The 20,486-nt window shown below is 36.1% G+C and carries 26 protein-coding genes, 2 tRNA genes and 1 other RNA gene; 19 read left to right on the forward strand and 10 right to left on the reverse strand.

Annotated features, from left to right (window positions below):
- Positions 1-33 precede the first annotated feature (33 nt).
- From B9O19_RS09545 to B9O19_RS09565, 5 genes are all read right to left on the reverse strand, one after another.
- A complete protein-coding gene (locus tag B9O19_RS09545) occupies positions 34-1,965 on the reverse strand; it encodes an aconitate hydratase (protein ID WP_102366198.1) in 1,932 nt (643 codons plus the stop codon).
- Positions 1,966-2,916: 951 nt separating this feature from the next.
- On the reverse strand, positions 2,917-3,138 hold the full coding sequence (locus tag B9O19_RS09550; protein WP_102366199.1) for a helix-turn-helix domain-containing protein: 222 nt from the start codon (positions 3,136-3,138) through the stop codon (positions 2,917-2,919).
- 114 nt (positions 3,139-3,252) lie between these two features.
- A complete protein-coding gene (locus tag B9O19_RS09555; protein ID WP_102366200.1) occupies positions 3,253-3,471 on the reverse strand; it encodes a helix-turn-helix domain-containing protein in 219 nt (72 codons plus the stop codon).
- 113 nt (positions 3,472-3,584) lie between these two features.
- The gene (locus tag B9O19_RS09560; RefSeq protein ID WP_102366201.1) at positions 3,585-3,806 is read right to left on the reverse strand and encodes a helix-turn-helix domain-containing protein; all 222 of its coding nucleotides are present in this window, start codon (positions 3,804-3,806) and stop codon (positions 3,585-3,587) included.
- 116 nt (positions 3,807-3,922) lie between these two features.
- A complete protein-coding gene (locus B9O19_RS09565) occupies positions 3,923-4,144 on the reverse strand; it encodes a helix-turn-helix domain-containing protein (protein WP_102366202.1) in 222 nt (73 codons plus the stop codon).
- A 295-nt stretch (positions 4,145-4,439) separates the two neighbouring features.
- Here B9O19_RS09565 and B9O19_RS09570 point away from each other — a divergent pair, with 295 nt between their 5' ends.
- Positions 4,440-4,733 (forward strand): hypothetical protein, encoded by a 294-nt coding sequence (locus B9O19_RS09570; protein ID WP_102366203.1) that lies wholly within the window; start codon positions 4,440-4,442, stop codon positions 4,731-4,733.
- A gap of 334 nt (positions 4,734-5,067) precedes the next feature.
- On the opposite strand, the gene B9O19_RS09575 is transcribed toward B9O19_RS09570, so the two are convergent.
- Positions 5,068-5,886, reverse strand: a complete 819-nt coding sequence (locus B9O19_RS09575; RefSeq protein ID WP_102366204.1) for a MerR family transcriptional regulator — start codon at positions 5,884-5,886, stop codon at positions 5,068-5,070.
- 200 nt (positions 5,887-6,086) lie between these two features.
- Between B9O19_RS09575 and B9O19_RS09580 the strand changes: the two genes are divergently transcribed.
- The 10 genes from B9O19_RS09580 to B9O19_RS09625 all read left to right on the forward strand — a co-directional run bounded on the left by B9O19_RS09580 (position 6,087) and on the right by B9O19_RS09625 (position 12,216).
- Positions 6,087-6,170 (forward strand) — tRNA-Leu (locus B9O19_RS09580).
- A gap of 6 nt (positions 6,171-6,176) precedes the next feature.
- Positions 6,177-6,250, forward strand: a tRNA-Gln gene (locus tag B9O19_RS09585).
- A gap of 92 nt (positions 6,251-6,342) precedes the next feature.
- Positions 6,343-7,587: a chloride channel protein gene (locus tag B9O19_RS09590; RefSeq protein ID WP_102366659.1), complete on the forward strand. Its 1,245-nt coding sequence runs from the start codon at positions 6,343-6,345 to the stop codon at positions 7,585-7,587.
- Positions 7,588-7,988: 401 nt separating this feature from the next.
- Positions 7,989-8,300 (forward strand): STAS domain-containing protein, encoded by a 312-nt coding sequence (locus B9O19_RS09595; protein ID WP_102366205.1) that lies wholly within the window; start codon positions 7,989-7,991, stop codon positions 8,298-8,300.
- Between the two features lie 15 nt (positions 8,301-8,315).
- Positions 8,316-8,762, forward strand: a complete 447-nt coding sequence (gene spoIIAB, locus B9O19_RS09600; RefSeq protein WP_102366206.1) for an anti-sigma F factor — start codon at positions 8,316-8,318, stop codon at positions 8,760-8,762.
- Positions 8,755-9,486: a SigB/SigF/SigG family RNA polymerase sigma factor gene (locus tag B9O19_RS09605; RefSeq protein WP_102366207.1), complete on the forward strand. Its 732-nt coding sequence runs from the start codon at positions 8,755-8,757 to the stop codon at positions 9,484-9,486. The genes spoIIAB and B9O19_RS09605 overlap by 8 nt, the downstream gene beginning before the upstream one ends.
- Positions 9,487-9,566: 80 nt before the next feature.
- Positions 9,567-10,034: a stage V sporulation protein AC gene (spoVAC, locus tag B9O19_RS09610; protein WP_102366208.1), complete on the forward strand. Its 468-nt coding sequence runs from the start codon at positions 9,567-9,569 to the stop codon at positions 10,032-10,034.
- A gap of 4 nt (positions 10,035-10,038) precedes the next feature.
- A complete protein-coding gene (gene spoVAD, locus B9O19_RS09615; protein WP_102366209.1) occupies positions 10,039-11,076 on the forward strand; it encodes a stage V sporulation protein AD in 1,038 nt (345 codons plus the stop codon).
- Positions 11,063-11,419 carry a stage V sporulation protein AE gene (gene spoVAE / locus B9O19_RS09620; RefSeq protein WP_102366210.1) on the forward strand — a complete coding sequence of 119 codons (357 nt, stop codon included), beginning with the start codon at positions 11,063-11,065 and terminating at the stop codon, positions 11,417-11,419. Before spoVAD ends, spoVAE begins: the two co-directional genes overlap by 14 nt.
- 431 nt (positions 11,420-11,850) lie before the next feature.
- On the forward strand, positions 11,851-12,216 hold the full coding sequence (locus tag B9O19_RS09625) for a hypothetical protein (protein ID WP_154058656.1): 366 nt from the start codon (positions 11,851-11,853) through the stop codon (positions 12,214-12,216).
- A gap of 90 nt (positions 12,217-12,306) precedes the next feature.
- Here the strand turns inward: B9O19_RS09625 and B9O19_RS09630 are convergent, their stop codons facing one another.
- The 4 genes from B9O19_RS09630 to ssrS form a co-directional block, all read right to left on the reverse strand.
- Positions 12,307-12,828 (reverse strand): ATPase, encoded by a 522-nt coding sequence (locus B9O19_RS09630; RefSeq protein ID WP_245862921.1) that lies wholly within the window; start codon positions 12,826-12,828, stop codon positions 12,307-12,309.
- Positions 12,829-12,859: 31 nt separating this feature from the next.
- Positions 12,860-13,348 (reverse strand): pantetheine-phosphate adenylyltransferase, encoded by a 489-nt coding sequence (gene coaD, locus B9O19_RS09635; protein ID WP_102366212.1) that lies wholly within the window; start codon positions 13,346-13,348, stop codon positions 12,860-12,862.
- 4 nt (positions 13,349-13,352) lie between these two features.
- The gene (gene rsmD, locus B9O19_RS09640; protein WP_158648978.1) at positions 13,353-13,943 is read right to left on the reverse strand and encodes a 16S rRNA (guanine(966)-N(2))-methyltransferase RsmD; all 591 of its coding nucleotides are present in this window, start codon (positions 13,941-13,943) and stop codon (positions 13,353-13,355) included.
- 133 nt (positions 13,944-14,076) lie between these two features.
- Positions 14,077-14,267: non-coding RNA, 6S RNA (gene ssrS, locus B9O19_RS09645), on the reverse strand.
- Between the two features lie 366 nt (positions 14,268-14,633).
- Here ssrS and B9O19_RS09650 point away from each other — a divergent pair.
- The 8 genes from B9O19_RS09650 (at position 14,634) to B9O19_RS09685 (ending at position 20,424) form a co-directional block, all read left to right on the forward strand.
- On the forward strand, positions 14,634-15,266 hold the full coding sequence (locus B9O19_RS09650; RefSeq protein WP_102366214.1) for an adaptor protein MecA: 633 nt from the start codon (positions 14,634-14,636) through the stop codon (positions 15,264-15,266).
- 882 nt (positions 15,267-16,148) lie between these two features.
- Positions 16,149-16,436 carry a sporulation protein YabP gene (yabP, locus tag B9O19_RS09655; RefSeq protein ID WP_102366215.1) on the forward strand — a complete coding sequence of 96 codons (288 nt, stop codon included), beginning with the start codon at positions 16,149-16,151 and terminating at the stop codon, positions 16,434-16,436.
- Positions 16,437-16,458: 22 nt separating this feature from the next.
- A complete protein-coding gene (gene yabQ / locus B9O19_RS09660) occupies positions 16,459-16,983 on the forward strand; it encodes a spore cortex biosynthesis protein YabQ (protein WP_102366216.1) in 525 nt (174 codons plus the stop codon).
- Positions 16,984-17,178: 195 nt separating this feature from the next.
- Positions 17,179-17,583 (forward strand): FtsB family cell division protein, encoded by a 405-nt coding sequence (locus B9O19_RS09665; RefSeq protein WP_102366217.1) that lies wholly within the window; start codon positions 17,179-17,181, stop codon positions 17,581-17,583.
- Positions 17,584-17,668: 85 nt separating this feature from the next.
- The gene (locus tag B9O19_RS09670; protein WP_102366218.1) at positions 17,669-18,139 is read left to right on the forward strand and encodes a S1 RNA-binding domain-containing protein; all 471 of its coding nucleotides are present in this window, start codon (positions 17,669-17,671) and stop codon (positions 18,137-18,139) included.
- A gap of 18 nt (positions 18,140-18,157) precedes the next feature.
- Positions 18,158-18,595 carry an NfeD family protein gene (locus B9O19_RS09675; protein ID WP_102366219.1) on the forward strand — a complete coding sequence of 146 codons (438 nt, stop codon included), beginning with the start codon at positions 18,158-18,160 and terminating at the stop codon, positions 18,593-18,595.
- A gap of 52 nt (positions 18,596-18,647) precedes the next feature.
- Positions 18,648-19,562 carry an SPFH domain-containing protein gene (locus tag B9O19_RS09680; protein WP_102366220.1) on the forward strand — a complete coding sequence of 305 codons (915 nt, stop codon included), beginning with the start codon at positions 18,648-18,650 and terminating at the stop codon, positions 19,560-19,562.
- A 121-nt stretch (positions 19,563-19,683) separates the two neighbouring features.
- On the forward strand, positions 19,684-20,424 hold the full coding sequence (locus B9O19_RS09685; protein ID WP_102366221.1) for a YebC/PmpR family DNA-binding transcriptional regulator: 741 nt from the start codon (positions 19,684-19,686) through the stop codon (positions 20,422-20,424).
- The last annotated feature ends 62 nt before the right edge of the window (positions 20,425-20,486 follow it).

Genomic DNA, 20,486 nt, shown 5'->3' on the forward strand with positions numbered 1-20,486 from the left:
TGTATATTGTCTTGCCTGCTTTATAAGTTTTGGTTAAGCATTCTCTTTGGTGTAATTTAAAAGTCCGCCGGCGAGAAGCATAGCTCTCTGACGCTCTGAAAGGTCAAGTTTCGCCTCAAACTCAAAGCCTTTAGTTTTGTCTGTAATTTTTATTATATCACTGTTTTTAACTTGTTCTCTTACGTTTGCGATATACAAGTCGTCCATTTGGTCAACTTTGTCATAGTCAGCTTCGTTTGCGAAAGTCATTGGCAGGATTCCCGCATTGATTAGGTTTGCCATATGAATTCTAGCAAAGGATTTTGTCAATACGGCTTTAACGCCAAGGTAAAGCGGAGCAAGAGCAGCGTGCTCTCTTGAAGAGCCCTGTCCATAGTTGCTTCCGCCGATTATTATGCTGCGTTTGAGATCCAAAGCGCGTTTTGGAAATTCCTCATCGCACACTGCAAAACAATATTCGGAAATTTTTGGAATATTAGAACGCAGAGGAAGAATCTTTGCTCCGGCAGGCATAATATGGTCTGTTGTGATATTATCGCCAACTTTTAAACTGCATTTTGCGTCTATTTCGTCGAGAAGCGGTTCTGATACCGGGAACGGTTTGATGTTAGGTCCGCGAAGAACTTCAACTGTGTCCATTTTTTCTTCCTCAATCGGAGGAACTACCATATTGTCATTTATAGTAAACACTTCAGGCAGTTTGAACTCAGGCATATCGCCCAAACTTCTGGGGTCCGTCATAACGCCGGCAATTGCTGAAACTGCGGCAACCTCAGGAGATACCAAGTAAACCTGACCGTCCTTTGTTCCGCTTCTTCCCTCAAAGTTTCTGTTAAATGTTCTGAGCGAAATACCGCCTGAATTAGGTGACTGTCCCATACCGATACAAGGTCCGCAAGCGCTTTCCAGTATTCTGGCTCCGGCGTCAATCATCTTTGAAAGAGCTCCGTTTTCTGCTATCATATTAAGAACTTGTTTTGAACCTGGTGCGATGGAGAGAGAAACTCCCGGATCAACAGTTTTTCCATCTAAAATATATGCAACTTTGAGCATATCAAGAAGTGATGAATTTGTACATGAACCAATACATACCTGGTCAATTTTCATTCCGGCAAGCTCGGAAATCTTTTTAACGTTGTCAGGTGAGTGAGGGCAGGCAGCCATAGGCTCGAGTTCGCTCAAATTGATCTCTATAATTTCATCATATTCAGCGTCAGCGTCAGCGCTGAGAGGTTTATAATCGGCTTCCCTGTCCTGAGCTCTTAAAAATTCACGTGTAATTTCGTCAGACGGGAAAATAGAGGTAGTAGCTCCGAGTTCAGCTCCCATATTTGTAATAGTAGCTCTTTCCGGAACTGAAAGTGATTTAACGCCTTCTCCGCAGTATTCAATAACCTTGCCGACACCGCCCTTTACAGACAAAATTCTAAGAACTTCAAGTATAACGTCTTTTGCGGCAACCCAGGGGTTAAGCTTTCCGGTAAGCTCAACTTTAACTATTTTAGGGTATGTAATATAATATGTGCCTCCGCCCATAGCAACGGCAACATCCATACCGCCGGCACCCATAGCTATCATACCGAGACCTCCGCCGGTAGGCGTATGGCTGTCGGAACCAATTAAAGTTTTTCCGGGGATTCCGAAACGTTCAAGATGTACCTGGTGACAGATACCGTTTCCGGGACGAGAAAAATAAATACCGTGCTTTTTACAAACACTGCCGATAAAACGGTGGTCGTCGGCATTTTCAAAACCGCTTTGCAGCGTGTTGTGGTCAATATATGCAACTGATTTTTCAGTCTTAACTCTGGGAACTCCCATAGCTTCAAATTCAAGATACGCCATAGTTCCGGTAGCGTCCTGGGTCAAAGTCTGGTCGATACGAATACCTATTTCCTGCCCTTTGACAGATTCGCCCTCAACCATGTGGTCTCTCAATATTTTTTCTGTAAGTGTCAAACCCACTAAAATCAACTCCTTTTCAATATACAAATACTTTTTAATTGTTATATATTCATTTTATATTAACATGCCCGAAATGTCAAGCGTTATGTTAAGTTTTTCACAATAATTACAGTGTTTCCAAACAGTGGGATTATTGTGAAATTGGGCTGTATAAATGCTATAATAGTCATAATTTTTTGAAATGATATAATTGTATTATCTTTATTTGTTTTTAATTACAAACGTTAGTTTGATGTGCCTAGCCCGGTTGCGTCCGCCGGACCCGGGCGCCGACACATATTTTTTTATTTTATTATATATTAAATATGGAGTAACTTTGTTAATAATCTATTAAATATAAAAATATATAAAAAATAAATAAGAATAATAACAATAGAATGTCTATATGGTTTGAAAAGCTAAGAATAAAAGCAAAAATTATTTAGCAAAAAAGTTTATTTAGCAACAAATATTAGCAACAAATAATGGTTTGGAAAAATAAGTAGACTGTAGATAAAGTATGAAGTGTTTGGCAAGATGCACAAGACAAGCTTTAGCCCCGCTTGCACAAGGAGTTATGAGGCAGCTTTATGGTCTCAAGGAGAATAAATAGCGTTTCCGAGCGTTGCCCATTTCTCAGTTCAGCTTTAATAATCGTTCTTTCGTTGGAGAAATCTTACTTTTTTGTATAACGTTTCCCGTAAAATCACTTTTTTATATGTTAAAATAAATTAAAAATTTATGTTTATTTTATATTATAAATTACTATAATCTATGTTTATAAAAGTAAAATGAAAACTATAAGTATATAAAATAATTTTATCAATAAAATATCTCAAAATCCGATTTAAAATCACATTCATATTTAATATTCTTGAAAAGAAGAAAGTGTGTCAGCGCCCGGGTCCGGCGGGCGCAACTGGGCTAGGCACATCAAACCAACGTTTGTAAATAAAAGTAAATAAATAGAATTTATTTATTAATTTCAGGATTGTCAGTCCGCCCCACGAGATAATCAATAGAAACATCAAAATAATCAGCAATAGCTGTTATAGTTTTTAGACTGGGTTGTGCAGTTCCGTATTTTAACCGTTGTACAGAATTAGGCTGAATATTTATTTGTTCGGCAAGCTGCTTTTGAGTAATACCATTTGAAACTCGCAAATTTCTTAATTTATTATTAAAATTATTCATTAAAATATCACCATTTTTAATATGAATTATATAAATGTGTCAGCACCCGGGTCCGGCGGGCGCAACTGGGCTAGGCATATCAAACTAACGTTTTTAAATAAAAGTAAATAAAATCTATTTATTAATTTTAGGATTGTCAGTCCGCCCCACGAGATAATCAATAGAAACATCAAAATAATCAGCAATTGCTATTAACATATCATACGCCGGTTTACGGGATCCTTGTTCATAATTTTGAACGCCTCGTTCACTGGCTCCTATAAATTCAGCAAGTTGTTTTTGTGTGACATTATTTAATTTACGTAACTCTTTTAATCTTGTACTTAAGTTAATTCATTAAAATATCACCATTCTTAATATGTATTAAATAAATGTGTCCGCGCCCGGGTCTGGCGGGCGCAACCGGGCTAGGCACATCTAACTAACGTTTGTAAATAAATTATAGTTTATTTATTAATTTCTGGATTCTTAGTCCGTCCCACGAGATAATCAAGAGATACATTATAAAAATCAGCTAGGGAAATGAGTATATCAAAAGACGGACGTTGATCATTTGCTTCATAACGTTGATAATTCCGTTCTGTAATACCAATATTAGAAGCTACTTGTTTTTGAGTATAATTAAAAGATATTCGCATTTCTTTTAAATGTTCTCCAAAATTAAACATAAAAAATAACCTTTCAATAAATTAATATATAGAAGTGCCCATGCACAAATTTGTCTGCTCAAAAGATTGGGCATATCAAACTAGTATTCCGTAAATAAAAGTAAATAAAATATAATCTATTTATATAATTTGGGATTGTCAGTACGTCCAACCAAGTAGTCAATGGATACGTCAAAATAATCAGCTAAAGCAATCAGCACACTTGCCGTAGGTTCACGTTGACCACGTTCATAGTATTGATATGCTCTTAATGACAAATTTACATCTTTTGCAATATCTTTTTGCAAAAGGTTTTTATCTTTTTTTAATTTAATAAGTCTGTTAGAAAGTTTATTCATAAAATAACCTCACAAATTTTGTAAAAAAGTATTGACAAGCATAAATGTGCATGATATAATAAGTTCGAAAAGAGCACATGTGTGCATTCGTTGCTTTGGAAAGAGATGATGCAATATTATACATATATAAAAATATCTAAAAACTATATAATATAAGATTATTTGGTGTATTGTGTACATAGTAAAACGTAGTTGATAATAATCTTTTGTATTATTATAGTTTAACATGGTTTGACAAAATAAACAAGCCTTTTATTGGGCTTGTATTAAAAAATTAAAAGAGGAGGGAGTTATAATGAGTTACTTTTTAGACCCTTTCAGCAAAGTAAATATTCAGCAGATTGCTTCATTTATCATGTATGGGGATGAATTTACAATACCTACAAAAGGCTCTTATGAACAGAGAATAGAAGAAGCCTGGAATTCTTTTGTTGAAGAGGCAAAAAAATTATATCCGGATTTAAAAGAAACAGACAGGATTTTTGACTTTATTATTTTTTATGCTTCGGTAGTTGAGGAAATATATATGGAAGTCGGTATTAGGTGCGGAGCGCAGCTGGTTATAAAACTTTTTGAAAAAGATATTTAATATAATTATTATAAAGATTACACATCATAATTATTACACAGCATGTAATAATTTACTTACATGCTGTGCTAATTATTGTATCTCGTAATCAATTGACGGTTAAATTGATATAGAAATTAAAGATAAAATAGTGGCATTACTTAGTATGATAAACTTTGAGGTTAAAATAGCTTTAAACAGTTTCATGATTTGTTATAATGTTATAAATTATATATTTGATTATAAAAATATAACTATTATACAAAAACAATCTTAAAAGTTTTGTGATTAGAAAATAGATGTTTAGTTTATAAATCAAAACATTCTCATGTGTTCCAGTTTAAACTTTATATTTTTAAATCTTTTTTACGGGTATGTACAAATTAGAAATCAGACCGTCTTTGTCATTTATCTCAGAAGGAGACGTGATATATTCAAGAAACAGGTGTCCGTTAAAATCGTAGCCGTTTATCTCCATCCATTCAGCTATTGATTTATAAATATCGCATATTTGGTCATACCAGCCTGTAAATGTTACGCAGGCTGTGAGTGTTTCGGGGACTTCCTTAAATTTAAGAATTTCAGAGTCATCAAACTTACCGTTGACACCAATCTGTACCTCAATATCCGGGCTTTCATCTTTATGGTCATTATCCATATAGACAGCGACGGGAGGGCAGTCATTTGATAAACAGATGTCATTTTTAGCGGCAAGTAAGTAGATTTTCTTCCACAGTTCTCCTTCGTCTTTATATTCCGGTATTGTTTCTCTTAATGCTGCCACTGAGCGTTTTGGTACTGTCTTTAATTCAACATTATATTTTGGCATAGTCTCATTCCTTTCAAGTTTTTTAATAGTCTTATCAAGCGTTAAAAGCCGTTTTTCAATATCTGAATATTCAGCCTGCATTTTTATTTGGCATTCTTTTATAACGGTCAGCATAGCTTCAGGAGAATAGTTCAGATGTTTAAGAATTTTAATTTCGGATATACTTATACCCATATCCCTAAGAAGTTTTACATTAGATATTTCGGAAAGCTGTTTGGTTTCATAATAACGGTATCCGGTAAATTTATCTATATAAGCCGGGGATAGTATTCCATGCTCATCATAGTAGCGCAGCATACGTATGCTTACCATTGACAGCCTTGAGAAGTCACCTATTTTTAACATTATATTTCCTTCTTTCGTACATGTACTTTTGAGCTCGTATTTAGTATAATACCTAACACTGTGTCAGAGTCAACAGTATTTTTTGTTTTTTATGAAAATAAAAATTTTTTTGAAAAATTTTCAAAAAAAGTCTTGACAAAAATAAAATTAGGTATTATAATGCAAGAGTTGACTTTGGTTCCCCTCGTGTCAACAATTTTGCGAGCATGCTGGAATCGGCAGACAGGCACGTTTGAGGGGCGTGTGCTTATGGCGTGTGGGTTCAAGTCCCACTGCTCGCACCATTATATTGCCTGATTGTGTAAGGGTAGCACAAATGACTCTGACTCATTTTGTCCGGGTTCGAATCCTGGTCAGGCAGCCATAAAGCGTTTGACACAATGTCAGACGCTTTTTATTTTAAAATTTCTGATTGGCGGCGGTTATATTTTGTTTGATAAATTAAAACAGAAAACTATGTCAGCAAACGAGTATGTCAAAACTTTTGTAAAGTGGATGTTTCTTGCTACTATAACCGGAGGTTTTGGCGGTATAGTCGGTTCCCTCTTTAATATGTGCATTGTATATGTTACTAAAATGAGAAATAAAAACAGCTGGCTGATTTTTTTGCTTCCTCTTGGAGGACTGCTGATAGTGTTTCTTTACCGGATTTGTAAAATGGATAAAAATTCGGGCACTAATAATGTTATCAAATCAGTGAGAAGCGAGGAGGATGTTCCGTTTCTTTTGGCGCCTCTGATTTTTATAGGTACTACTGTCACTCATTTATTTGGCGGCAGCGTTGGCAGAGAAGGAGCTGCTCTTCAGCTTGGCGGCAGTATTGGAGAAATGACCGGTAAGCTGATTAAGCTGAATGAGAATGATATGCACATTATAAGAATGTGCGGTATGAGCAGCGTGTTTTCAGCTCTTTTCGGAACCCCTCTGACTGCAACTTTCTTTGCTCTTGAGGTCATAAGCGTTGGTATAATACACTATTCGGCTTTTATACCGTGTCTTTTGTCGGCTGTGCTGTCGTATAAAGTTTCTTTATTGTTCGGAATCATACCTGAGACATACTTGCTTCCATACATACCATTGTTATCTATGGCGTCTTTCTTTAAGACCATTGCTATTGGTATAGTTTGCGCTGTTGTAAGCATAATTTTCTGCGTTGGAATTTTCGGTACAAATAAGCTTTTTAAGAAGTGGCTTAGGAATCCTTATCTGAGGATTTTTGTTGGCGGAGTTATAATAGTTGCTTTAACATTTTTTCTTGGAACAACTGATTATAACGGAGCCGGAATGAATGTCATCGACCGGGCAGTATTAGAAGGAAAGGCTTTGCCTTATGCGTTTCTGTTAAAAATGATTTTTACAGCTATCACTATTGGATGCGGTTTCAAAGGCGGTGAAATAGTTCCGACATTATTTATTGGAGCGACGCTTGGCTGCGTTCTGGGAGGATTGCTGCATTTTAATCCGGCTTTTTCTGCTGCGCTGGGGATGGTTGGTATGTTCTGCGGTGTGGTAAACTGTCCTATAGCCTCTGTTTTGCTGAGTGTGGAATTATTCGGTTCCGGAGGTATTGTGTTGTTTGCGACTGTGGCGGCTGTAAGTTATATGATGTCAGGTTATTATGGATTATACAGCGGTCAGAAAATAGTTTACTCAAAACTTAGAACTGAGTTTATAAATATATATACAAAAAAAGAATATTAATTTTGCGGATATTCAGTCCGCTTTTTATTTTGTCCCGGCGTAATATGCCGGGATTTTTTATTTTAAAGAAATATTTTAAAAGTTAAAAATATGTATAGGTTTTTATTGCCAATCGTATTGTTTGGTGATAATAGATTATCAGGATTTAATTATTCAGTGATTGATAATGATTTTATTGGTGTAAGGCAATATATTTTCTACTATTGTAAAAGGCGTTTTTGACAATAGATTTTATTAGTTTTAATTCGGGTAAAATTAATGTCGATATTTTTGGATAAAAAACTTTTGGGAAATAAAGGCGGAAATAAAGTCTTTGTCTAACTCTATCAGGTAGCCGTTTATTAAGGATTAAATTATAAATGTGGACATAAATGATATGAGATTATAAAGGAGGAAATTAAATGAGGTATGAAACAGAACAAATAGGAGGGGCTTTGGTGGTCAAGCTATACGGCGAGATTGACCAGCATTGTGTAAGCGAGATACGTGACGACATTGACAGACAGATTGCTATTAGGAATATAAACTCATTGATAGTTGATTTGGGCGGAGTAGAATTTATGGACAGTTCAGGAATCGGTATGATAATGGGCAGGTATAAAAATATGGTCAGCCGCGGCGGAAAAATGATGCTTGTTCGTCCTCAGCCACAGGTTGACAAAGTTCTTGAACTATCGGGTATTAAAAAACTTTTTGAAAAGAATTGCGGATAAAAAGGAGTGAATAAAATGAATAACTATATGAAACTGGAAATACCATCAAAGACCACAAATGAAGCTTTTGCCAGAGCGGCAGTTGGGGCGTTTGCAGCTCAGGTTGATTTAACTATAGAGGAACTGTCCGATATTAAAACCGCTGTTTCTGAGGCTGTAACAAATTCCATAATTCATGGATATAAAGACGCAAGCGGGGTTATATTTATAAATTGTAATATAAGTTGTAAGGATGACAAGTATACTATTGAGATAGTTATAGAGGATAAAGGAAAGGGGATAGAGGATATAGATGTAGCAATGCAGCCGCTATATACTACCTCTCCGAATGACGAGAGAAGCGGAATGGGCTTTACAGTTATGCAGAGTTTTATGGATAGCTTGGATGTAAACTCTGTTTTGGGAGAGGGGACTAAAGTAGTAATGACAAAACGCATTGGAGCCGAAAATACTTATGACTAAATTTTCTGAAGCAAACGATGAATTGCTGAAACGGATTTCGGAAGGCGATGAGAGTGCGCGGGAGGAAATAATAGAGCAGAATATAGGTCTTGTTCGCTCCATTGTTAAAAGATTTTTAGGCAGAGGCCATGAAGCTGAGGATCTGTTTCAGATTGGCTGTATCGGGCTTATTAAGGCTGTAAATAAGTTTGACAGAAGCTATGGCGTAACTTTTTCTACTTATGCAGTGCCAATGATAATAGGAGAAATTAAAAGGTTTATTAGAGACGACGGTATAATAAAAGTAAGCCGTGCGTATAAGGACATATCATACAAGGCTTTCACTGTCAAAGAAAGAATGATGGCGGAACAGAAGACAGAGCCCACTTTGGCAGAAATAGCAAATGAATTGAATATAACTCCTCAGGAGCTGTCAACAGCAATGGAGGCCGCAAGGTCCCCGGAATCTTTGTATGCTCAGACTGACGACGGAAAATCTGAGGGGCGGTCTTTGATAGAAAAACTTCCGTCTGACGAGGATTATGAACAAAAAATAGAGAACCGAATATTGCTTAGTCAGGCGTTTAAAGGAATGGATGAAAGAGAGAGAATGATAATATATATGAGATATTTTAGGCAGAAGACACAGTCAGAAATTGCAGCTATTTTAGGTATCTCGCAGGTTCAGGTTTCGAGAATTGAAAAAAAGGTTCTGATGAAAATGCGTGATAAATTAACAGGATGATATGTAAAATTTGTATATCATCAGATATTTTAGGTCATAATAATTCCAGACAGAATAAAATGGAAAAGGAGAGAATTTTTATGGCCGGATCTCAAAAAAATAAAAATCAGGAATATCTTGACTATGTAAACAGAACATCGCCCAAAAGTCCAATGCTCAAAAATATGCTGCTGGCATTTTTATTTGGGGGTCTGATATGTGTAATAGGACAAGCCTTTGGAGATTTATACAAAAATGTTTTTCACATGGATATTGAAAATTCAAAGACGGCAGTCAGTATAACTATGGTGTTTTTGGGAGCTTTGCTGACAGGACTTGATATATATCCTAAAATAGCAAAATATGCAGGGGCAGGTACTATCGTTCCGATAACAGGTTTTGCAAATTCCATAGCTTCACCGGCTATGGAGTTTAAACGAGAAGGTCTTGTTACAGGTATGTCAGCCAAGATGTTTGTTGTAGCCGGACCGGTGCTTGTTTATGGTATAACAAGTTCAATTGTTGTCGGAATAATATATTATCTTTATAAGATTTTGATAGGAGGTTAAATTTATGGCCGTTCGTTTAGGAAAGCAGACAATAGCACTTGAAGCTCCGGTATCTATAGTAAATACAGCCACAGTTGTGGGAACCAAGGAGAGCGAGGGGCCGTTGGCTCCATATTTTGATGTTCATTTGAATGATGCAGAGTGGAATGAAGAAACATGGGAAAAATCAGAAAGTAAAATGCAGAGGGAAGCTGCAAAACTGGCAATAAGAAAAGCCGGAATGGAACCCGGAAATATAGATTGTGCATTTGCAGGGGATTTGCTTAACCAGTGTATAAGCTCGGGCTTTAGTGCGAGAGAACTTGAAATACCATATTATGGCTTGTACGGAGCATGTTCAACCATGATAGAGGGATTGAGTTTAGGCGCTATAAGTATTGACGGAGGAGGATTTGACAGAACCATAGCAGTAGCGTCAAGCCACTTTTGTACAGCTGAAAGACAATATAGAACTCCTCTTGAGTATGGCGGACAGCGTACCCCAACAGCACAGTGGACTGTGACCGGAGCGGGAGCTGCGGTTCTTGAAAAAAGACAGTTTCCGCCTTATATTACCCATATAACAACAGGAAAGGTTATTGACTTTGGAGTGACAGACCCCAATAATATGGGAGGCGCGATGGCTCCGGCGGCAATAGATACATTAAAAGCGCATTTTAGAGATACAAAGAGATCACCTAAAAATTATGATTTAATTTTAACAGGAGATTTAGGAAAAGTAGGAAGAGAGATAGTTATAGATATGATGACAGCCGGCGGATTTGATATGGAACAAAATTATAATGACACCGGCTGTATGATATATGATTTTGAAACTCAGGATGTTCATGCCGGAGGCAGCGGATGTGGATGTGTTGCCGTTACTCTTTGCGGATATGTTTTTGAAATGATGAAAAAGGGTGAGTTAAATGATGTCCTTATATTGGGAACAGGCGCATTGTTAAGCCCGACGTCGTCTCTGCAGGGAGAATCAGTTCCGGGAATTGCGCATGCGATTTCACTTTCAACAACACCAGGAGGCGGAAAAAATGGATTATATTAATGCGTTTTGGGTAGGCGGACTCATATGCGTTGTAGCACAGATTTTAATAGATAAGACAAATATGACTCCGGCAAGGATTTTGGTACTGTATGTTGTTATAGGAACAATTCTCGGTGGAATTGGGATATATGACAAACTTGTGGATTTTGCTGGAGCAGGGGCAAGTGTGCCGCTTGTTGGATTTGGCAATGTTTTGGCCAAAGGCGTTATGAAAGCGGTTGACGCGAATGGTCTTATTGGAGTAATTACGGGAGGAACTGCGGCAGCAGCCGGAGGTATAGCGGCCGCAATATTCTTTGGGTTTTTAGTTGCATTAATTTTTGATCCAAAAGCTAAAAAATAATTTAAAATACTTCTTAATAAAAGCATATTACTTTATAATAATATTTTATATTTAATTTAAGTTTTTGACTTAAGATTTAAAATTTAAATTTAATGTGATTTATTATTGTTATAAGTTGTCAGTTATTTAAAGTATTTTTGCTTGTTTTAAATAATATTTCAGAAATGTGACAAACGTTTGATATAAACCATTTATTGTTTTTATTTTATGGTAAACCATTAAAAATTAACTTAACATGAATGTCAATGTTACAAAAGTATTAAAAGATTTTTGGTTAGGATATAATGATTAACGTATTTCCAGTAATCCCATAGTTTCTTATATATTACATTTTAAAATTTGCTTTTTGGATATTGAAATGATAACATATCAATTTGAAAAGTAATATATATATGAAATCAGAGTTAAAACTTTATTAGGAGGTGGGATTATTGATGGAGAGCGGTGCGAAACATGGGCATAAAAACAGCGACGGGACTTTTGGAATTATCAAAAGAGAAGTCAGGCTTGAAGGCTCCGCTGAATGCGTAGAATGTGTATTTGAGGGATTTCTCAGGTGTTGTTATGAAATAGAACTGAGGGAACATGAATTGGTTAGTATAGAATATTTGCTGACTATAGGACATGATAAGTTTCGCCATTATGGAATTAAAGCAATAATGAGAAATAAGGATAATGATATTTTAGATTGCTCTGTTGCTGAAAATAGGTTTGCTACACTAACTGAATGTATTATTAAAATGCAGATGCTGGCTAAAGACAAAGTCCTTCCATGCACTTTGCCTTATGTAGTATAAATTAAACCGTGTTGGTTTTTGTAATATAAAAAAAGACTGCCGCATTAGCGGCAGCCACAGAAACCAATATATACATAAATAAAAATCAGTTTATTCTATTGTTTGGTTGGTGTTGTCAACCTGAGCAGGTGCGCTTGGAACAATATTTCCGCTGTTTCTCATTTCGTTTCTATTATTTCTCACAATATTAACACATTGTTCTAAATCTTTCATAGAAGACATAACGACTTTTTCAACAGTTTCAAGAAGATTGTCTGCGTAATTAAAGGAAGAATCAGTAACTTGCTGTGCATTTGAACGAGCGTTTTCAATAATCTGATTGCCTTGAACGATAGCTTTTTTTGTAATCTCGTTCTCGTTGACCATGGCAATAATCTTATCTTCAGCACTTTTAATTAAATTATCAGCCTCAGTTTGAGCTTCCTGCAAAATTCTTTGTCTTTCTTCTTTAATCCATTTAGCTTGTTTTAAATCATCGGGAAGCTTTAGCTTAATCTCTTGAAGAACGTCTAAAAGTTCATCTTTATCAAGAATACAGCGTCCGGAAAACGGCACTGAAGCGCCTTTGTCGATTATATCCTCCAATTCATCCAACAATTCTAATGCATCCATATAAAATACCTCCTTGAAATATTAAGCCGGTCTAGTATTTTGAATTTTCGAAACGGCTTTTTATAATAGGGATTAAGTTGTCCGGAACGAGACCGTTAAGACATCCGCCATACTTTGCGATTTCCTTTACGATACTGGAACTTAAAAACATATATTCTTTACTTGAGTGCAGAAATAAAGTCTCAAGCTCTTCATATAAGGTTTGATTTGTAAGCGCCATTTGAAATTCATATTCAAAGTCGGATACCGCTCTAATTCCCTTAATAATTATCTGTGAATCAATTTTCTTCATAAAATCTACCAGCAGACCGGAAAACGATGTTATTTCAACATTTTCTAAGTCACCGGTAACAAGTTTTAACATTTCGACCCGTTTTTCAACTGAAAACAAAGGATTTTTTGAATTGTTGACGAGTACGGCAACAACTACTTTGTCAAAGAGTTTTGAAGCTCTTTTTATAACGTCCATATGTCCGTTTGTGCAAGGGTCAAAACTGCCTGGATATACCGCAGTTCTCATATAATCACCTCTGCATAACCGTTATTACCGTTTTGCCATATCTGGATGATTTTAAAATGTCAAACCCGGTACTTGTTATGTCTTCGCCGTCTGTCTCAGTTTCGGCTACTATAATTCCATTCTCTGATAAAAGATTGTATTCATAAATCTTATTCAGAGATTTAACAAGAAGCCCCTTATTATATGGGGGATCTAAAAAAATAATATCAAATCCGTGTGTTAATTTAAACGGAATACTTTTGCCGTCTAAAGTTACCATAACGTCCCCGTCATATAGCTTATCCAAAAAATTAATTGCGTCAGTCTGATATAGGACAGAAAACTCCTGAAGACCTGAACCATTAAGGTTATTGTTTACCAATTCTGCGGATTTGCGACTATTTTCGACAAATACAGCGCAGTCTGCTCCGCGGCTTAACGCCTCTATACCAAGGGCGCCGCTTCCTGCAAACAAATCCAAAACCAAACGGCATGGAAAACGCATTTGAATTATATTAAACAGGGATTCTTTAACTCTATCTGTAGTTGGTCTAGTGCCGTCACCGAGCGGAGAAGCGAGCTTATATCCGCGTTTTTTACCAGATATAATACGCAAAACAAAGTCCCCCTTGCCGGAAATAGAGTTAAGTAATATATTCTATATATTTATATATCAAATTTGTAATTTTGTCAAGCGTTTTAAACAAATTTGTAACTATTACCAAAAAAAGAAAAAAGTCAAAAAATAAATATACCCCACGATTGCCGTAGAATGGATAAGGTAAAAACCTGGAAACCAGGTGGGATCGACTCAAAAGCATTACAAGTCCACTGAATACCCAAAGGTATGAGGCATGTGCGCCGCTTACTGAAGTTTTGATCCCTTATAAAAATTGTTGGTTTTACATTATTGCCATAAATACGTACAACGCAGGGAAATATTTAATTCATATCATATTATATCATATTTTTTTAAAAATACAACATTTTTTTGATTTTTTTTGTTACAAATTTTTGGTTTTGTATTTAAGAAATTCATTTCGTTAATGTTACAGGGCGTTTCGGGAACTTTACAACCTAATAACAAATTATTATTTCCAAATATTTAGGATTGAAATAAAAAAATTTTTAGTTATAATTAATTCTATATTAACATAGATTTTATTGAGTATCGGCCGGGTGGTTAAAAACTGCCGTACTTTAAATTACCATTTGCTATAATTTGTCTGTTTCGTATTTTGTATATCGATTAGACTAATATTTTTTGTGGTTATTATAGCAGAAAAATTTTCAGGGAGATTGTTTTATGAAGATTGAGAAGATCAATGAGAATAAAATAAAGGTTTTAATCGACATTGACGAAGCGAAAGAGTGGAATGTGAATATAAAGAACATAGCGTCAAATACACCTGAAATTCAGGAGATGTTTTGGACAGCGCTTCGTCTTGCCGAGAAGGATGTGGAATTTTCAGTTGACGGAGCAAAATTATTTGTTGAGGCTATACCGGGACAGACAGAGGGGTTTGGAATGCTTATAACTAAGATATTTAGTGATAATGACCTAAATTTGGCTGTTTCAAATTGTTCATATAAGGGTCGTGTCAAAAAAAGAAAATTGACGCCTGGGAGGAATGAGTGTATAAAAAGGGCTTTGGGGAAACGTATATTCAGGTTTTGTGATTTTGAAAATGTTTGCCAGGCTGCAAGTGCGGTTTATCGGGATTTTGAGGGAGAAAGCACTCTTTATAAACTTGAAGATTCATATTATATGCTGCTTCTTCCAACAGACAGCTCTTCTATTATTGGGATAGAAAAGGTTATGCTTGAGTTTTCCGATAAACAGTCTAAGACGCTTATATCTCACGGCAGACTCAATGAATTGGGCGAGATAATGATAAAAGAAAACGCAGTAAATATATTATCAGAATATTTTTCATAAACTACATAAAATATACTTTATAAATTCAAAATCGGCAGAGTAATAATCACTCTGCCGATTTTTAAGTTATAGCTCTTAATATTAGGTTAAAATAAGTATTAGGTATTAGGATAAAATACAGCGTCTAATAATTAAGATTTGTCAAACAAGATTATTACCGGCGCTGATTCTAATAACAAAAAATCTTACATACGAATCTATACTATGACTTTGTACTTAAAGAAGCGCAAAATACATATGGATTATATAAATATCGTATGTTCAACTTATTTGATAAAGTAAAACAAGTTAACGAAAATAACTATAATGAAAATAAATAAAAATGTGGTTTTGCAAGCATCGGTAGGGAAAACGAAGTTTGCCGCGTAAGGCGCGCAGCCGCGGAAAAGCTATTATAAAAAAGTTTATGTTAATATTAAGCGGATTGTTTGATAAACCTACACTTTCAAAAAATTACTTAGTTGTGGTGTATATTCTTGAACACCGAGTGAGGTGATCAGCCATATCACGTGAAGTATGAACATACTTAGAATAAATTGACATAGTTTTTTAATAATAAACTTTTCCGCGGCGCGCGCCTTACGCGGCAGATTTCATCTGCCCTTCGAAGCTTGCAAAACCACATTTTTATTTATAGTTGATCTTATATTTGCCTTAAAATTTCTGTCCATATATTATAACATTTCCAATAAATCAGTTTTCAAATTTTGACAGCTTATAATACCTCTATAAAAGTTATATTAATAAAAATTAAATGGGTGTAAAATCAATAATTTGATTTTACACCCATTTTTTTAGTTTTCTTCATATTAATGAAAGATTATGAATATGAATGATATAACTGGATTAATTAAAACATTTTAAGAGAAGGGAAGAACTTTTATGGAGAACAATGAATCAATGGGAAGACATACTGTCACTATTGAAGACCGAAAACGAATAAAAATAAATTGCGTTGAGGACGTGGAGAGCTTTAATGAAGAAAAAGTAGTAGTTTATACAAGCATGGGCGTAATGATAGTCTCCGGATTTGATTTTAAGGTTAACCGTTTGAGCGTTGAGGACGGACAGCTAATTATCGACGGAGAGGTAGACAAGGTGGAATATATGGAAGTTGCAGATAATGACGACAGGGGAGGCTCAGGATTTTTCGGAAAACTTTTTAGATAAATAAATTACGGAGGAAAAACAGATGGATACAATTACAAAAGCAAACGAATTAAATTACTTTTTTTGGTCAATGATATGCGGCGTTGCAATGACAATAGTTTATGACTTTTTGAGAGCTAGAAGAAGAGAAAAAAAGCAGGTTGGATTATTTATATATATAGAAGATATAGTTTGGTTTTGCGTTTTAGGGGTGCTCGTATACTTGCTTGCATTCAGACAGAATGCCGGTATGATAAGATGGTACAGTTTTTTTGGAATAGGACTGGGGGCGCTTATTTATAAACTATTGCTCGGCGACAAACTTATGAACGTGTTTAGAAAATGTTATTCATATTTTGTCAGGGCCTTCTGTTTTCTAATAAAAATTATAATGTGGCCTGTTAGATTTATAGCAGCTTTAATTAAGCGGCCGATTGGAGTTGTAGTGTGGCATTCAAGGACCGGCTCAAGACAGCTGTCAGATATGATGAAAGTGTCTAAACAGCGGCTTCGTAACAGAATGAGATATAAGGCAAGAAAAACAAACAGCAGTGAGGAAGATGAATAATAAAGCTGTGATTATAAAAATAACTAATAATGGGTAGAATATCCAAGTAATTTTGTATTGTAAATTATAGTATTTGAGAGACTTTTTCATTGACAAAACGTATTTGATAATATATAATATCCTTGTAGGTTTGTAAATTTATTACATAATCAAATAGCTGTGAAGTTTTCACTGCTGTTAGGAGGATGAGCGTCGGTGAATTCTGCGGGAGAAACAAGGAGAACAGATAAAAACAGCAGAAATTTTTCGTCGGTAGGCGCGGCCGCTGCGGATGTTAAAAGCAGGGCAACAAAAACGATAAAAAAGACTAAGAATGTTAAATTCAATATAAAAAGGCTGGTTGTGTCTGTAGCCGTACTGGTTTTCTGTGTATATTTTGTTTGCATGATGATAGGTCAGCAGAGCACAATCAATCGTAAAAATAACGAGATACGGAACCTGAATGAGCAAATTACTTCGGCTAACCAGGAAACTGAAAGGCTGAAGGAAGAGCTTGAAAATGTAAATGACCCGGAATATCTTGAGAGAATGGCTAGAGAGAAGCTGGGACTTGTAGGTCCGAATGAGCGTGTTTATATTGACGCTAACAGCACAAACTAAAGTTGAGTTTTAGACTCACATTTTAATTGAGTATTATTAATTTATATAAGCGAGAGTATTCTCTCAGGAGGGAAATTTAGTAAGTATGCAAATTGAAGTTGGAATGGTTTTAAATGTAAAGGTTACCGGGATTACGTCATTTGGCGCTTTTGTTGAGCTGCCTGAAGGAAAGTCAGGACTTATTCATATCTCAGAAATTGCATCCGCTTTTGTGGAGGATGTTAATCAGCACTTGAAAAAAGGTCAGGTTGTTTCCGCAAAGGTTATCGGTGTTGATAACGGCAAAATCAGCTTGTCAATAAAGCAGCTGGAATCCGGAGAAAATCAAGCTAAGCCGGAAAAGAAGCCAAAAGACAGAACAAAGAAGAGGACTTCAAGTCTCCGCAGCAATCAACCGCCGGAAGAGTTTGAATTCGTGTCAAATAAGAATAGAACTGACGATTTGAGTTTTGACGATATGCTTCAAAAATTCAAAAAAGACAGCGATGAAAAATTCCAAGATTTGAAGAGGAACACTGATAATAAGAGAAGCGGCGGTTATAAGAGGGCATACTAACAGATTGTAGGTGATTTTATGACAAGTGCCGGTATATTTTGGATAATTGCGGCAGTTTTGTTCGCTGTGATTGAAGCTGCCACAGTTGCGTTGGTTACAGTGTGGTTTGCGGTAGGAGCACTTGCAGCGGCAATAGCAGCGCAGTTTGGAGCAAGTATTTTATTTCAGGTCGGTACTTTTGTTGTAGTGTCGGCTATTTTGCTTTGCGTTACTCGTCCTGTTTTCAAAAAGATATCTGTGAAAAAGCCGCAGAGAACAAATGCGGACAGGTTTATAGGCGAAGAGGCTATGGTCATTAAAAAAATTGATGATATAAATAATGATGGTCAGGTAAAAATAGCAGGACAAGTTTGGTCAGCTGTATCGGAGGATAAAAGTCCGCTTGAAGAGGGAACAATAGTTAAGGTTATTGCTATCAGAGGAGTGAAGCTGGTAGTAGAACCTATTAATTCATAATTTTATTGAAAATAATTTGATTTTATAAAATATATTTATGAGGTGAAGCAGCATGGTATTTCTAATTATATTACTTGCCATAATTGTTGTTCTTGTTGTGGCAAATATAAAGATTGTTCCCCAGGCGCACGCATATGTTATTGAACGTTTGGGAGCGTACAGCACAACCTGGAGCGTTGGTCTTCATATTAAAATTCCGCTTATTGAGCGAGTAGCGAATAAGGTTACTTTAAAGGAGCAGGTAGTTGACTTTCCTCCGCAGCCGGTTATAACAAAAGATAATGTTACAATGCAGATTGATACTGTAGTATACTATCAGATTACTGACCCAAAGCTTTATACCTATGGGGTAGAGATGCCTATGTCGGCAATTGAGAATCTGACGGCTACTACACTTCGTAATATTATTGGTGATATGGAACTTGACGAAAGTTTGACGTCAAGGGATATAATTAATACTAAAATGCGTTCTATTTTGGATGAAGCGACCGACCCATGGGGAATAAAAGTTAATCGTGTTGAATTGAAAAACATTATCCCTCCGGCAGGTATACGTGAAGCAATGGAGAAACAGATGAAAGCTGAGCGTGAAAGACGTGAGGCAATTCTTAGAGCCGAGGGTGAAAAGAAGTCTGCTATTTTGGTTGCTGAAGGTGTTAAAGAATCCAGAATTCTTGAAGCTGAGGCTGAAAAAGCTGCTCAAATTCTTAAAGCTGAAGCTGATAAAGAAGCGGCTATCCGTATTGCTGAAGGTGATGCTGATGCAATCAGAAATATTCAGCAGGCTACTGCAGACGGTATAAGAATGCTTAATGAGTCTGAGCCGGGTGAGGCTGTATTGACAATCAAGAGTTTAGAGGCGTTTGTTAAAGCGGCCGACGGTAAAGCGACAAAGATAATACTGCCGTCACAAATTCAAGGTATAGCAGGACTGGCTACAACTCTTAAAGAAGTTATGAAGGATTAGTTTTACTAAAATAAATATGTTATTATTCATTTGCACAGATGATTTTATTTCATCTGTGCAAATGCTATGATATAGATAAAAGACTTAAATTACAGAGATTTAAAACATAGGAGGAAAAAATATGTCAGGACATTCGAAATGGGCAACCATAAAGAGAAAAAAAGGAGCAATCGACGCTAAAAGAGGTAAGATATTTACCAAAATCGGCAGAGAGCTAATGGTGGCTGTTAAAGACGGCGGACCTGACCCGGACACAAATTCTAAGCTGCGTGATGTTATTGCCAAAGCAAAAGCTAATAATATGCCGAATGACACTATTCAAAGGAGCATAAAAAAGGCAGCCGGAGAAGGTGACGCAGGAACATATCTTGAAATGGTATACGAGGGATATGGCCCGAGCGGCATTGCTGTTATGGTGGAGACTTTAAGTGACAATAAAAACAGAACGGCGGCAGACCTTCGACACTATTTTGATAAGAACGGCGGAAATTTAGGACAGAGCGGCTGCGTTGGATTTATGTTCGACAGAAAAGGTCTTATAGTTATTGAGAAGACCGACTCTGTTGATGAAGATACTTTGATGATGGACGCTTTAGAGGCAGGAGCCGACGATTTTAATGTTGAGGATGAGTGTTATGAAATCCTGACAGCTCCGGAAGCGCTGGGCAAGACCAGAGAAGAACTGGAAGGCAAAGGCTATACATTTGCACAGGCAGAAGTAAATTACATACCTCAGACCACTACGAAATTAGATAATCCTGAGGACATTGCCAAAATGGAAAAACTGATAGATATGCTTGAAGAAAACGATGATGTTCAAAATGTTTATCATACTTGGGATATGCCTGAGGAAGACGAATAATATTATTTATACTGATGAGCTGCAAAAAAACAGAGCGGCGGCTGAAAATGCGGCGTGAATCT

Source organism: Monoglobus pectinilyticus, from assembly GCF_002874775.1.
Classification (GTDB): domain Bacteria; phylum Bacillota; class Clostridia; order Monoglobales; family Monoglobaceae; genus Monoglobus; species Monoglobus pectinilyticus.

Coding starts and splice junctions, on each gene's coding strand:
- B9O19_RS09550 (WP_102366199.1), bottom strand. CDS start 3,138: ATGAATAATTTTAATAATAAATTAAGAAATTTGCGAGTTTCAAATGGT.
- B9O19_RS09560 (WP_102366201.1), bottom strand. CDS start 3,806: ATGTTTAATTTTGGAGAACATTTAAAAGAAATGCGAATATCTTTTAAT.
- B9O19_RS09565 (WP_102366202.1), bottom strand. CDS start 4,144: ATGAATAAACTTTCTAACAGACTTATTAAATTAAAAAAAGATAAAAAC.
- B9O19_RS09570 (WP_102366203.1), top strand. CDS start 4,440: ATGAGTTACTTTTTAGACCCTTTCAGCAAAGTAAATATTCAGCAGATT.
- B9O19_RS09575 (WP_102366204.1), bottom strand. CDS start 5,886: ATGTTAAAAATAGGTGACTTCTCAAGGCTGTCAATGGTAAGCATACGT.
- B9O19_RS09590 (WP_102366659.1), top strand. CDS start 6,343: ATGTCAGCAAACGAGTATGTCAAAACTTTTGTAAAGTGGATGTTTCTT.
- B9O19_RS09595 (WP_102366205.1), top strand. CDS start 7,989: ATGAGGTATGAAACAGAACAAATAGGAGGGGCTTTGGTGGTCAAGCTA.
- spoIIAB (WP_102366206.1), top strand. CDS start 8,316: ATGAATAACTATATGAAACTGGAAATACCATCAAAGACCACAAATGAA.
- B9O19_RS09605 (WP_102366207.1), top strand. CDS start 8,755: ATGACTAAATTTTCTGAAGCAAACGATGAATTGCTGAAACGGATTTCG.
- spoVAC (WP_102366208.1), top strand. CDS start 9,567: ATGGCCGGATCTCAAAAAAATAAAAATCAGGAATATCTTGACTATGTA.
- spoVAD (WP_102366209.1), top strand. CDS start 10,039: ATGGCCGTTCGTTTAGGAAAGCAGACAATAGCACTTGAAGCTCCGGTA.
- spoVAE (WP_102366210.1), top strand. CDS start 11,063: ATGGATTATATTAATGCGTTTTGGGTAGGCGGACTCATATGCGTTGTA.
- B9O19_RS09630 (WP_245862921.1), bottom strand. CDS start 12,828: ATGGATGCATTAGAATTGTTGGATGAATTGGAGGATATAATCGACAAA.
- coaD (WP_102366212.1), bottom strand. CDS start 13,348: ATGAGAACTGCGGTATATCCAGGCAGTTTTGACCCTTGCACAAACGGA.
- B9O19_RS09650 (WP_102366214.1), top strand. CDS start 14,634: ATGAAGATTGAGAAGATCAATGAGAATAAAATAAAGGTTTTAATCGAC.
- yabP (WP_102366215.1), top strand. CDS start 16,149: ATGGAGAACAATGAATCAATGGGAAGACATACTGTCACTATTGAAGAC.
- yabQ (WP_102366216.1), top strand. CDS start 16,459: ATGGATACAATTACAAAAGCAAACGAATTAAATTACTTTTTTTGGTCA.
- B9O19_RS09670 (WP_102366218.1), top strand. CDS start 17,669: ATGCAAATTGAAGTTGGAATGGTTTTAAATGTAAAGGTTACCGGGATT.
- B9O19_RS09675 (WP_102366219.1), top strand. CDS start 18,158: ATGACAAGTGCCGGTATATTTTGGATAATTGCGGCAGTTTTGTTCGCT.
- B9O19_RS09680 (WP_102366220.1), top strand. CDS start 18,648: ATGGTATTTCTAATTATATTACTTGCCATAATTGTTGTTCTTGTTGTG.
- B9O19_RS09685 (WP_102366221.1), top strand. CDS start 19,684: ATGTCAGGACATTCGAAATGGGCAACCATAAAGAGAAAAAAAGGAGCA.